Here is a 12,944-nt window from a genome sequence, read left to right as displayed (position 1 = left end):
CCCCATGACCTACACCATCGGCACCCTCAGCTGCGCGCCCGGCGAGCGGGCCCAGGGGCTGATCCAGGTCGGCGTCAGCACGTACGGCGTCGAGCTCGGCATCCCGCTGATCGTCGTCAACGGCGCACAGGACGGCCCGGTCCTGTGTGTGGACGCGGGCGTGCACGGCGACGAGTACGACGGCCAGGAGGCCGTCCGTCGCGTCCTCGCCGAGACCGACCCGGCCACACTGCGCGGCACGCTCGTCGGCATCCCCTGCATGAACACGCCGGCCTTCGAGGCGGCCGCCCGCGCCAGCGGCATCGACCACCTCAACCTCAACCGCATCTTCCCCGGCGACGCCGACGGCTCGTACTCCCAGCGCCTGGCCGCCACCTTCGTCGAGCAGGTCATCCCGGCCGTGGACGCTCTGGTCGACCTGCACACCGGCGGTGCCTACGGCGAGATCGCCCCGCTCGTCATCCTCCAGGGCGGTTACGAGGACCTGGCGACGGACCTCGCCCTCGCCGCCGGGCACGAGCTGGTCTGGAAGGGCGGCAAGTGGGGCGGCACCGTCCGCCACCCCGCTCTCGCGGCCGGCAAGCCCGCCGTCACCATCGAGGCCGGCGGCGGCACCTACCGCGAGGAGACGGTCACCCAGCACGTGCGCTCGGTCCGCAACGTCATGCGGCACCTCGGCATGATCGACGGCGAGGCGGAGCTGCTCGGTACGTACACGGAGGTCAGCGGCACCTTCGCCCGCTCGGCCGCCGGCGGCTTCTTCCTCGCCCATGCCGAGCCCGGCGAGGAGTGCAAGCAGGGCGACCTCATCGCCCGGATCGTCGACCACTACGGCGCCCCCCTGGAGGAGGTCCGCGCCCCGCAGGACGGCATCGTGCTGTGGGTGCGCCGCATCCGCACCGTCCGCCCCGGCGACGAGGTCGTCATCTTCGGCGCGATCGAAGGGGAGATCCGGCCGTGACCAGCGGTTCCGTGCGTGAGCTGCTGATCGACGGCAAGACCGTCCCCGCCTGTGACGGGGCGACCTTCACCGTCGTCGACCCGGCTCGCGGCACCCCCATCGCCCAGGTGTCCCACGGCGGCTCCGCCGACATCGACAGCGCGGTCGCCGCCTCGGGCGCCGCGCTCGCCTCCCCCCGCTGGGCGTGTCTGCGGCCCGCCGAGCGGGGCCGGCTGCTCACCCGCATCGCCCAGGAGATCCGCCACCAGGCCGGCGACCTGGCCGAGCTGGAGAGCCTGGACGTGGGCAAGCCGCTGCGCCAGGCCCATGCCGACGTCGAGGCGGCGGCCCGCTACTTCGAGTTCTACGCCGGCATCGCCGACAAGCTCGGCGGCGCCACGATTCCGCTCGGCCGGGGCCTGCTCGACTACACCGTCCGCGAGCCGATCGGCGTGTCGGGGCAGATCATCCCGTTCAACTACCCATTGCAGAACACCGCCCGCGGTGCGGCCCCCGCCCTCGCCGCCGGCTGCACCGTCGTGCTCAAGCCGTCGCCGGAGGCGCCGCTGACGCCGCTGGAGATCGGGCGGATCGCGCTGGAGTGCGGGCTGCCGCCCGGGGTGCTCAACGTGGTGCCAGGGGACGGCGTGACCGGCGCGGCCCTGGCCGGCCATCCCGGCATCGACCAGGTGACGTTCACCGGCTCGGTGCCGACCGGGATCAAGGTCGCGCAGGCCGCCGCCGCGAACGTGGTGCCGTCGGTGGTGGAGCTGGGCGGCAAGTCCCCCGCCATCGTCTTCGCCGACGCGGACTTCGACCAGGCGCTCGCCGGTGTGGCGGCCTCGGCGTTCGGCAACGCCGGGCAGACGTGCTCCGCCGGCACCCGGCTGCTGCTGCAGCGTGGCGCCGAGGAGTTCCTCGACCGGCTCGTCGCGCACGCAGCCTCGCTGCGGCTCGGGCCGGGGCTGGACGACCCGGACATGGGGCCGCTGGTGTCGGCGCGGCAGCGCGACCGCGTCGAGTCGTATCTGGAGCTGGCCCGTCAGGAGGCCGCCACGATCCGCACGGGCGGCGGACGGCCGGCGGACCCGGCGCTCGCGGACGGCTACTTCATCGAGCCGACCGTCCTGACCGGGCTGACCAACGCCGCGCGGTGTGCGCGGGAGGAGATCTTCGGGCCCGTCCTCACGGTCATCGAGTTCGGCGACGCGGATGAGGCCCTCGCCATCGCCAACGACAGCCCGTACGGATTGTCGTCGTACGTGTGGACCCGCGACATGACCACCGCGATGCGGCTGGCCGAAGGCATCAGGGCCGGCCAGGTGTACGTCAACGCCACCGGCGTCGGCACCGGCGTCGAGCTGCCGTTCGGCGGCTACAAGCACAGCGGCTGGGGCCGCGAGAAGGGCCTGGAGGCGCTGAACGGCTACACCCAGCTCAAGAACGTCTGCCTCGGCTTCGGGACGCCCCGATGAGCGGCATGCGTTACCGCAGGCTAGGCCGCGACGGCCCGCTGGTGTCCGTGGTGGGCGTCGGCGGCAACAATTTCGGCTCCCGCCTGGACGAGGACGGCACCAAGGCGGTCGTCCACGCCGCTCTCGACGCGGGCATCACCCTGTTCGACACCGCCGACACCTACGGCGCGTACGGCGGCGGCGACGCCGGCGACAGCGAGCGCCTGCTCGGAGCCGCGCTCAAGGGGCACAGGGACGAGGTGGTGCTGGCCACCAAGTTCGGCATGAGCATGGGCGCCGCCTACGGAGAGCTCGGCCCGCGCGGCGCCCGCCGCTACCTCCGCCACGCTGTGGAGGAGTCGCTGCGCCGGCTCGGCACCGACCGCATCGACTTGTACCAGTACCACGAGCCCGACGGCGTCACCCCGCTCGCCGACACCCTCGAAGCGCTGAGCGAGCTGGTCGCCGAGGGCAAGGTGCGTTACGTCGGGTGCTCCAACATGCCCGCCTGGATGCTGGCCGACGCGGCCTGGCAGGCCCGCTGGGACCGGCGCGCCCCGTTCGTCAGCACCCAGGCCCGCTACCACCTGCTCGACCGGGGCGCCGAGCAGGAGCTGATCCCGGCCTGCGCCGCGTTCGGCGTCGGGCTGCTGCCGTACTACCCCATCGCCAACGGCCTGCTCAGCGGCAAGTACCGGCGCGGCGAGCCGCCACCGCCCGGCAGCAGGCTGTCGTGGCGGCACGGCTGGCTCACCGAGCAGGCGCTCGACCGGGTCGAGACCCTCACCGCCTACGCCGCCGAACGCGGCCTGACCCTGCTGCAGGTCGCCGTCGGCGGCCTGGCCGCACTGCCCCAGGTGGGCTCCGTCATCTGCGGGGCGATGACCCCGGAACAGGTCACCGCCAACGCGGCGGCGGCCGGCTGGACCCCGGACGCGGCCGACCTGGCCGCGCTCGATCACATCGTGCCGCCCGGCGAACGGGTGGTCTGAACACCATGAGGTTGGATGACATGCGACAGGTAGTCACCTTCGACGCTTACGGAACCCTGATCGACTTCCAGCTCGGGCCCACCACGCTGAAGGTCCTCGCCGACCGGCTGGACCTCGACGGGCTCAACGTGGAGGAGTTCCTCGACGACTTCCGCGTCATGCGCTTCCAGGCCGTGCTGGAGGCCTACCGCCCCTACCACGAGGTGCTGCACTCCAGCCTGCGCAACGCCATGCGCCTGCACGGCCTCGAGTACCGCACCTCCGACGGGGATGCCCTCGTCGAAGCGGTGCCCACGTTCGGCCCGTTCCCTGAGGTGCCCGACGCGCTGCGCGCGCTCAAGAGCAAGTACGAGATCGCGATCATCTCCAACTCCGACGACGACCTCATCAAGCACAACGTCGCCAACATCGGCGTCGAGTTCGACCACGTCATCACCGCCGAGCAGGCCAGGGCGTACAAGCCGGACCGGCAGGCCTTCGAGCACGCCTTCAAGGTCATGGACATCGAGCCCTCCCAGGTGATCCACACCGCCCAGGGCTGGGAGTACGACCACATCCCCACCCGCGACCTCGGCCTCGAGCGGCGCGTGTGGATCAACCGCTACCGCCGCCCCGGCAGCTCCGACTACCAGCCCTACGACGAGCTGAACGACCTGTCGGGCCTGCCCGCACTGCTCGGCTGCTGAGAACGGAACCCACGATGAAACAGATCCCGTACTGGCTCGACACCGCTCCCCCGCTGCCCGACCGGTCCGGCAGGCCGCTGCCGGACCAGGCGGACGTGGTGGTCATCGGCGGCGGGCTGACCGGCCTGTCCACCGCCCTGCACACCGCCCGCAAGGGCGCCCGGGTCGTCCTCGTCGAGAAGGACAAGGTCGGCTCGGGCGCCTCCGGGCGCAACGGCAGCATGTGCACCCAGGGCATCACGATCACCACCGGCCAGGCACGCGAACGCTACGGCCAGGAACGTGCCCGCGAGCTGTACGACTCCTTCCGCCACGCCGTCGACCTCGTGGAGGAGCTGACGCTCAAGGAAGGCATCGACTGCGATTTCCGCCGCTCCGGCCGCTTGGGTGTCGCCTTCAAACCGGCCCACTTCGAGCGGATGCGTGCCAAGCAACGCGATCTCGCCGAGAACTTCGGCCACGAGACCACCCTCATCGGCCCCGGCGAGCTGCGCACCGAGCTGGGCTCGGACTACTACCACGGCGCGCTGCTCGACCCGCTCAGCGCGGGCCTGCACATCGGCAAGTTCGTGCACGGCCTGGCCGAGGCCGCCGAACGCGCCGGCGCCGAGATCCACGAGCGCAACGCCGCCACCGCGCTGCGGCGCACGTCGGCGGGCGGTTTCGAGGTGGAGACGCTGAACGGTCTCATCCGCGCCAGGCAGGTCGTCGCGGCGACCGACGCCTACAGCGACGGCGCGCTGTCGTGGTTGCGTAAGCGGCTCATCTGCGTGGGCAGCTTCATCATCGTCACCGAGCCCCTGGGCGAGGAGCTGGCCCGCGAGATCATCCCGAACGCGCGTCTGGTGGTCGACTCCAAGAACATCGGCCACTACATCCGGCTCACCCCGGACAACCGGCTCGCCTTCGGCGGCCGGGCCCGCTTCGCCCCGTCCGACCCGGCCTCCGACCGCAAGAGCGGGGCGGTGCTCAAGCGGGAGATGGCCGAGATCTTCCCCCAGCTCGCCAATGTCCGGATCGACTACGTGTGGGGCGGCAGCGTCGGCTTCAGCTACGACCGCATCCCGCACGCCGGAGAGAACGACGGCCTGTACTACTCGGGGGGCTACTGCGGCCACGGCGTGCAGATGGCCACGTACATGGGACGCGCGCTCGCCGAGATGATGGACGGCCGCCCCGAAGCCAACCCGTGGCGCGGGCTCGGCTTCCCCAAGGTGCCCGTGCCGTTCTACAACGGCACCGCCTGGTTCCTGCCCTTCGCCGGCGCCTACTACAAGGTCAAGGACCGCTTCTACTGACGCGTGCCGGCCCTCGGCGGTGCTGTGCTCTCGCGGACCGTGAGGGTCGTCGCGATCTCCAGTCCCACCTGGGGAACCGACTCCCCACGGCCGATGGCCAGCGCCAGTTCCGTGGCGGCGACCGCCATCTCCGTCAGCGGCTGGTGAACCGTGGTCAAAGGCGGGTCGACCCAGGCCACGACCGGAAGATCGTCGTAGCCCACGACGCTCAGGTCCCCGGGGATGGACAGCCCCAGGTCGCGAGCGGCCTGGTAGACGCCGAGCGCTTGCAGGTCGTTCGCGGTGAAGATCGCGGTCGGCCGGTCAGGCCTGGACAGCAGCTCGTGCGCCGCGGCGCAGCCGTCCTCGCGGGTGAGAAGGGTGCGGACCAGGAGTCCGGGATCCGCGGGGACGTCGGCTTCAGCCAGTGCGGAGAGGTAGCCGGCCACTCTGGCGCGGCAGAATGTATGATCCGGGCCACTGATCATGGCGATGCGGCGGTGTCCCAGTTGGAGCAGGTGCCGGGTCGCCGCTTGGCCACCTCTCCAGTTGGTGGCGCCCACGAAGGGGACGCCGTCCGGCAACTCGTCGATCGGGTCGTAGACGACGTACGGGATGCCTTTCGCCTTCAACTTCTCACGCTCGGACGGCGAGAGCTGCGCCACTGACAAGACGCAGCGAGGGCGCCGGCCGACCGTGTCGTCGATGGACATCGCAGGCGTGTCGTGGAGGCCGAACTCCGAAACCATGACCCCGACGCGGTTCTTGCGGGCCACCTGCTCGACACCGCGGATGATCTCCACGGCCCACATGTTCTCGAGCTCGCGGAACACGAGTTCCACGATATTGTTCCGGCTGCCCGAGGGCCTGCGGTATCCGTGCCGATTGATCAGTTCTTCGACGCGGGCACGAGTCTGATCCGAGACCCCCGAACGTCCGTTGAGCACTTTCGACACGGTGGGGATCGAGACGCCTGCGGACTCGGCGATGTACGCGATGGTGACCGACGGAATTCCACCACCTCGCGCGTTCTGCTCGTCGGCCGCTGGTTCGCCCGGTCGGTTATCCGTCACGTTCACCCTTTCCTCATCAGCGGCGGGTCCGCCACGGGTGGTCTCCCCAGCCATTCTCGCACCGGGCACCAGGGCAGCCGGCCGTAAGCAATGCGCCCTGTCAGGCGCAGGGCGGCAGGCCACGCATCATCACTCACACTGAGGAAACTATAGAGCAAGCCAGCCAAAAAATTTTCTGCCGGTCACCGCTGCTTGAGGTCCGTCTCTGACGACAAACCGTGGTTTCGCCTCGTGCACCGATACAGGCGAGCGGGGCACGGCCGGCTTGCACAGTCGCGGTATGGCTGTTGGCGTGCCTGTCATCGCCGGTACGGCACGGCTTCCCGCAAGAGATGTTCGATAGTAGGTTTCGCGAGAAACTTTCGCGCCGCCCTGAGGATAATCATGTCCCCTCGCTACTTCGAAGACTTCTCGCCCGGCTACGGCAAGCTGGCGCCGCGCGCCGTTCTCGCTTCAGACGCCCCGCGACTCGACCTGAACGGTACTGGGCGTTCCGCTTCTCCCAGACGGGCCTCGACGAGCCGGACGGCTTCGAGCTGCCCACCTACGACGACCAGGAATGGGATCGGCTCCCCGTTCCCTCGCACTGGCAGCTCCATGGGTACGGCAAGCCCGCCTATCTGAACATCCCTTACCCGATTCCCCTGGATCCCCCGTTCGTTCCGGACGAGAACCAGACCGGTGACTATCGCCGCGTCTTTGATCTGCCCGACTCATGGGACGGCACGCCTGCCGTGGTGCGCTTCGAGGGCGTGGACTCGTGCGCGCGAGTCTGGCTCAACGGGGTGGAACTGGGGGTGAGCCGGGGCAGCCGCCTGCCGGTGGAGTTCGACGCCTCGGAGGCGCTGCGTCCGGGCCGCAATGTCTTGGCTGTCAGGGTTCACCAGTACTCCTCGGGCACGTACCTGGAGGACCAGGACACCTGGCGGTTGTCCGGGATCTTCCGTGACGTCGCGCTGCCGGCCCGGCCCGTCGGCGGGATCCGGGACGTGTTCGTGCACGCCGACTTTGACGTCTCCGGCGGAGGCGGGCGGGTGCGATTCGACGTGGAGGCCGGGGCGCCCGTCGAGGTCAGCATTCCGCTGCTCGGGGTGGGTGCCGCCCCCGCTACGGAGACGTTCACGTTCGGCCAGGCGCGTCCGTGGAGCGCGGAGGACCCGTTCCTGTACGAGGCCACTCTTGCCACCCCGGCCGAACAGGTGCGCGTACGCTTCGGCTTCCGCACTGTCGCAATCGACGAGTCCGGTGTGCTGACGGTGAACGGGCGGCGAGTGGTGCTGCGCGGCGTCAACTCGGCCTGTGGGTCATGCTGGAGTGCGACCTGGAGACGCACGGCTTCGACCAGACGCGGCCCGAACCCTGGCAGCGGAATCCCTGGACGATCCGCAGTGGCGTGACGCCTATCTGGATCGCATCCAGCGGACCGTGGAGCGCGACAAGAACCACCCCAGCGTCATCGCGTGGTCGCTCGGCAACGAGGCCGGCGACGGGCAGAACCTTGCGGCGATGGCCGCGTGGATCCACGAACGCGACCCGTCCCGGCCGGTCCACTACGAAGCCGACCGGCTGGCCCGCTACGTCGACATCTACGGCGAGATGTATCGCACCCCGGCCGTCGTCCACCGCATCGGTCAGGGACGGCTGCGGCCCGGGGAGACGTTCTGTCCGGCCGTCGACGGCGCGGGCGATCCGGCGGACGACCGGCGCAACGGCATGCCCTTCGTCTACACCGAGTTCGCGCACGCGATGGGCAACGGCCCCGGTGGCCTGGCGGAGTACATGCGGCTTTGCGAGCAGTACCCGCGGGTCCAGGGCGGATTCGTGTGGGAGTGGATAGACCAGGGCTTGCGCTCCAGCGACGCGCTGGGCCGGGAGCTCTTCGCGTATGGCGGCGACTTCGGGGAGGACCTGCACGACGCGAACTACATCTGCGACGGCCTCATGTTCCCGGACCGGACGCCGTCACCGGGCATGCTGGAGTACCAGAAGGTCATCGAGCCCGTCGTCATCGAGCCGAGCAGTTCGGGACGCATCTCGATCCGCAATCGCTACGCCTTCCTGGACCTGTCCCACCTGCGGTTCACCTGGTCGGTTTCGCAGGACGGAGACCCGATCGCCGACGGGCGGCTTTCGGTGCCGCACGTTGCCGCCGGGGAGTGCGTCGACATCCCTGTCCCGGAGGCGTATGGGGAAGGCGAACGCTGGTTGACCGTGCAGGCCGAGCTGGCGGAGCCCACCGCGTGGGCGCCCGAGGGTCATGTGGTGGCATGGGGCCAGATTCCGCCCACCGCGACCAGTGCCCCGACGGCCCTGACCGATACACGGGCACCCGCCCAGTCGGCCGGCGAGCATATCTCCCTCGGGCCGGCCCGCTTCGACCGACGTACGGGGAGGCTGGTCGGCCTCGGCGACCACCGTTTTGACGGCCCGCAGCTGGCACTGTGGCGCGCGCCCACGGACAACGACCTCGCCTGCGCACAGGGCGACGCCCGGTACTGGAAGGACCGCGGCCTGGACCGGCTGCGCCACCGCACCGTGTCCGTCGATCCGCGCGATGCGGGGCTGACCGTCGTGGTGCGCAGCTCGGCGGCCAACTCCGACTCCGGCTATCTCAGCACGTACCGCTGGGACACGGATGGGCGGCGCCTGCGGGTGCGGGTGCACACCGAGCCGTTCGGCTACTGGCCCGAACGGGCGGATACCTTCGCCGAGGCGATGGTGGACCCCGACCTGCCGGACGAGGAGCGCAAGGAACTTCTCCGCCGTGACAAGGCGCCATCCCTGGCGCGAATCGGCCTCCTCCGGCAACTTCCCGAGGAATGGTCGCAGATCCAGTGGTTCGGCGCCGGACCCGGCGAAGCCTACCCCGACTCGCGGCAGGCGGCGCGGATCGGTCGCTTCCACGCCACGGTCGACGAGCTGCAGACCCCGTACGTCCGCCCGCAGGACAACGGATCTCGCGCCGACGTGCGGTGGGCCGAGATCACCGACCGGACGGGCGCGGGAATCCGCATCGAGGGCGAGCCTCTGTTCAGCCTCGCCCGGCGCTGGAGCGACCGGCACCTCGCGGCGGCCCGACACCAGACCGATTTGGCCCCCGAGCCGCTGATCTACCTGTACACCGACCATGTCGTGCACGGCGTCGGGTCCGGGGCGGTCGGTCCCGGCGTCCTCCCCCAGTACCGGCTCGACGTCAGGGCCGCCGACTTCGCCTTCATCCTGTCGACGACGGCCTGGACCCAAAGAAGGAGCCGCCCCGCATGTGCGGGGCGGCTCTCGGTGAGAAGGGTCAGGAGGCCGTGCCGGTGACCGTGTCGCCGGACCTGGTGACCTGGTAGGTGACCTTGGCGCCGCTCCAGAAGTGGAAGGTCAGCGTCAGCGGCGTGTTCTCCCGCATCTGGCTGACGAGCTCCTTGAGCAGGCGGATCGAGTTGTCGGCGTAGGCGGGAGAGTAGGACCTGCCGTACTCCTTGTAGGACGTCCAGTCGTGGGGTGCGGCGTTGGTGCCGTCGGCATACTTGGCCTCCATCGTGGCGAGCCGGTCACCGTTGAACTGGGTGGGGATCGTCAGCGACTCCGTGGTGCCGGTCGTGTTCGACAAGACCGGTGTGTCGTAGCTGATCACATAGATGTTCCACGGGATTCCCGAGGAGAACCGGGCCTGGATCGTCGCGTTGACGCCGTGGGACCGGTCGCCGGCCAGCCGGCTGAGGGCCGCCGCCGTGAGGGTGAGCTTGTCGCCGGAGACCGTGTAGTCCCGGCCCGGGTAAAGCCTGGCGGAGCCGTGCCAGAGCCCGCGGAACGAGGTCCCGTTCAGGTTCAGGGTGAGCGTCCTGGCCTCGATCGCGCCCGACTTCGGCAAGAAGATCGAGTCACTGGAAGTGGTGCCGGAACGGGTGGTGAAGCTCGACTTGATCTGGGCGAACAGGCCGGGGTCCTTCCACTCCTGCAGGGTCTGCCGGTTGAAGTGCTGGCCGTTGTCCCACCACATCGTGGTGAGCTTCTTGATCCGTGCCTGGTAACCCAGCAGCTCGAAGAACTTCAGCTTCTCGCCCTGCTGGACGGCGTTCCAGTCAACGTCGAAGCTGAGCAGGCCGTACTCACCGACGATCACCGGGATGCCGCGGTCGACGAAGGTCTTGGCCGACCTGTCGAAGTAGCCGATCAGGTCCTGCTGGGTCTCCTCGTTGAGGGTGGTGACTCCGGCGATGTTCACGCTGAACGGCCAGTAGCCGTAGAAGTGGACGGTCGCGGCCAGGTTCTTGTCGTTCAGCGCGGTGATCTCGTTGGAGAGTCCGTCCAGGTACTTCTGGTCCGCGCTGGTGTGAACGGTGGGCAGGACCAGGATCCGATCGGCGTTGCCGCCGCCCGAGCCGCGGACGATGGCGTGGAAGGAGCGGTTGAGCTCGGCGAGGAGCCTCATCTTCTCCTCGTCGGTGGCGTTGTCGAACTGCGGCTCGTTGACGCTCTCGAAGAGCACCTTGCTCGGCGCGTCACGGAACGCGCCGGCGATCTGGGTCCACGAGGCGTTGAAGCGGGCCACCACCTCGTCGCGGTTGGTGGGCATCTTGGAGATCCACTGCCACGAGTCGTGGTGGACGTTGATGAGGACGTAGAGGTCGGAGGCCAGCGCCAGGTCGACGACCTCCTTCACCCGGTTCATCCACTTCGCGTCGATGGTGTACGGCGCGGTGGCGGACTGGTGGTCGGTCCAGGTGATGGGGATGCGGACGCTGCGGAAGCCCTGGGCGCGGATGGCCTCGAACAGGGGCTTGGTGGTCAGGGGGTTGCCCCACGAGGTCTCGTCGGGGAACGCGTCCAGCGTGTTGCCCAGGTTCCAGCCGGGCTGCATCGCCGCCACGACGTCCATCGCGCTGTCGGTGCGCTTGTCGGTCGAGGCCGCGGTGGGGCTGCCGGCCAGCCCTAATGCGGTGATCAGCGCGATGAGGAGGCTCGCCGCGCGTGAGAGGGGGGTGGTTCTCATTTTTTCCCTTCCGTGAGTCGCCACTGCGCCTGCTGCGCCGTGGGGTGGATGCGGTGGGTGAGCCCTGGTTCGGCGCCGCCCATTCATGACCTGGCCTCGTAGTCGAACCAGTCGAAGTGGACGGTGCCGGTCGCGGAGTACATGCCGATCACCCGGCCGGTGAAGCCGCCCGCCACCTCGGTGGAGAGGTAGCGGCCATCGAGGGCGGCGAGCGCGGGCAAGCCCTCGATGCCGAACGACAGCGTGTCGGGCTCCGCGCACGCGTCGCCAGGCACCCGCGGTCCGCCGGTCTGGACGGTGAGCACCAGCGGACCGGCGGGGACCGGATGCTCGGCGACCACGGTTCGCAGCGAGCCGATACGGGCGATGACCTGCACCCGCCCGTCACCTGCCTCGATCTCGTAGTGGTGCCGCTCGTCCAGCCGGACTGCCAGGCCGCCACGCCCGTGCGTGGGGTCGATCAGGGTGCGAGCGCGCCACTTCAGGTGTTGCGCGCGGCGGCCGAGGAAGGTCACGTCGCGCTCGTCCAGGGAGGCGCCGCGGGCGCGGAGCGTCAGCCAGCCGGGCCGTTCCTTCGTGGTGCACAGGTCCGCCGGGCGGCTCCGCACCGAGATCCATGAGGCCTGGAGCTCGGCCAGATCGAAGTCGTCCTTAGCCGATCCCGCCGGTGTGCCGGAGACGATCTCGCCGACGACGGGCCAGCCGTCCTCCCAAGTCACCGGGGCGAGGAAGGTCTCGCGGCCCAGGACGTGCCAGCCGGGAGTGCCTCCGCCGGGCCGTACCCCGAGGAAGACCATCCACCAGGATCCGTCGGGGGCCTGGACGAGATCGGCGTGGCCGGTGTTCTGGATCGGGTGGTGGGTGCCGCGATGCGTCAGGATCGGGTTGGCCGGGCACGGCTCGAACGGCCCGTCGGGCGCGGGCCCACGGGCGATCGACACGGCGTGGCCGCGCTCGGTGCCGCCCTCGGCGATGAGCAGGTACCAGTGCTCGCCGATCCGGTAGAGATGGGGCGCCTCCGGGGCGAGGGCGCCCGGGGAGCCGGACCAGAGCTTGTGCGGCTCTCCGAAGGTCTGTCCCGTCCGTGGATCGATGCGCACCTGCCCGATTCCGGCGAAGGTGCACCAGCAGGTGCCGTCCTCGTCCCAGGCCAGGTCGGGATCGATGCCAGGGACGCCGGGCAGCCGGATCGGGTCGGACCACGGTCCGGCGGCGTCTGCGGCGGTGTAGAGCACGTTGACGGGGCCCTCGACGGTCATGACGGTGACGATCAGCCAGAACCGGCCGTCGTGGTGGCGGACCGTGGGCGCGTAGACGCCGGCGGATGAGGGGATTTCGACCGACAGGGCCAGCTGGCTCGGCTGCTCCAGGGCGTTGCCGATCTGCGTCCACCGCACGAGGTCGCGGCTGTGGAAGACGGGCACGCCGGGGAAGTACTCGAAGCTGGAGCAGGCGAGGTAGTAGTCGTCACCGACCCGGCAGATGCTCGGGTCGGGGTGGAACCCGGGGATGATGGGCTGGTCTGACACCCCGTGTGG

At 69.9% G+C, this 12,944-nt stretch carries 10 protein-coding genes; 7 read left to right on the top strand and 3 right to left on the bottom strand.

Features of this window, described 5'->3' with window-relative positions; genetic code table 11:
- Positions 1-4 precede the first annotated feature (4 nt).
- The 5 genes from EDD27_RS10845 to EDD27_RS10825 are packed head-to-tail and all read left to right on the top strand — an operon-like array spanning position 5 to position 5,370.
- Positions 5-961, top strand: a complete 957-nt coding sequence (locus EDD27_RS10845) for a succinylglutamate desuccinylase/aspartoacylase family protein (RefSeq protein ID WP_127932288.1) — start codon at positions 5-7, stop codon at positions 959-961.
- The gene (locus EDD27_RS10840; protein WP_127932287.1) at positions 958-2,415 is read left to right on the top strand and encodes an aldehyde dehydrogenase family protein; all 1,458 of its coding nucleotides are present in this window, start codon (positions 958-960) and stop codon (positions 2,413-2,415) included. The genes EDD27_RS10845 and EDD27_RS10840 overlap by 4 nt, the downstream gene beginning before the upstream one ends.
- Entirely contained in the window at positions 2,412-3,386 is a 975-nt protein-coding gene (locus EDD27_RS10835; RefSeq protein ID WP_206641344.1) for an aldo/keto reductase, read from the top strand. The genes EDD27_RS10840 and EDD27_RS10835 overlap by 4 nt, the downstream gene beginning before the upstream one ends.
- Before the next feature lie 20 nt (positions 3,387-3,406).
- Positions 3,407-4,072, top strand: a complete 666-nt coding sequence (locus tag EDD27_RS10830; RefSeq protein ID WP_127932286.1) for a haloacid dehalogenase type II — start codon at positions 3,407-3,409, stop codon at positions 4,070-4,072.
- A gap of 14 nt (positions 4,073-4,086) precedes the next feature.
- A complete protein-coding gene (locus EDD27_RS10825; RefSeq protein ID WP_127932285.1) occupies positions 4,087-5,370 on the top strand; it encodes an NAD(P)/FAD-dependent oxidoreductase in 1,284 nt (427 codons plus the stop codon).
- Here the strand turns inward: EDD27_RS10825 and EDD27_RS10820 are convergent.
- Complete coding sequence (locus EDD27_RS10820; protein WP_241563965.1) at positions 5,364-6,422, bottom strand: LacI family DNA-binding transcriptional regulator; 1,059 nt, start codon at positions 6,420-6,422, stop codon at positions 5,364-5,366. The genes EDD27_RS10825 and EDD27_RS10820 overlap by 7 nt on opposite strands.
- Before the next feature lie 332 nt (positions 6,423-6,754).
- Here EDD27_RS10820 and EDD27_RS58260 point away from each other — a divergent pair, with 332 nt between their 5' ends.
- Positions 6,755-7,819, top strand: coding sequence for a sugar-binding domain-containing protein (locus EDD27_RS58260; protein WP_338324637.1), 1,065 nt, complete (start codon positions 6,755-6,757; stop codon positions 7,817-7,819).
- Positions 7,722-9,731 (top strand): glycoside hydrolase family 2 TIM barrel-domain containing protein, encoded by a 2,010-nt coding sequence (locus EDD27_RS10815; RefSeq protein WP_338324636.1) that lies wholly within the window; start codon positions 7,722-7,724, stop codon positions 9,729-9,731. Before EDD27_RS58260 ends, EDD27_RS10815 begins: the two co-directional genes overlap by 98 nt.
- Here the strand turns inward: EDD27_RS10815 and EDD27_RS10810 are convergent.
- Entirely contained in the window at positions 9,712-11,406 is a 1,695-nt protein-coding gene (locus EDD27_RS10810) for a cellulase family glycosylhydrolase (RefSeq protein WP_127932283.1), read from the bottom strand. The two genes, EDD27_RS10815 and EDD27_RS10810, sit on opposite strands and share 20 nt — an antisense overlap.
- A gap of 83 nt (positions 11,407-11,489) precedes the next feature.
- The gene (locus EDD27_RS10805; RefSeq protein WP_241563964.1) at positions 11,490-12,935 is read right to left on the bottom strand and encodes a glycoside hydrolase family 43 protein; all 1,446 of its coding nucleotides are present in this window, start codon (positions 12,933-12,935) and stop codon (positions 11,490-11,492) included.
- Positions 12,936-12,944 lie beyond the last annotated feature (9 nt).

Origin of the sequence: Nonomuraea polychroma (assembly GCF_004011505.1) — a bacterium.
Classification (GTDB): domain Bacteria; phylum Actinomycetota; class Actinomycetes; order Streptosporangiales; family Streptosporangiaceae; genus Nonomuraea; species Nonomuraea polychroma.
This window is presented reverse-complemented; position numbering and strand designations above follow the sequence as displayed.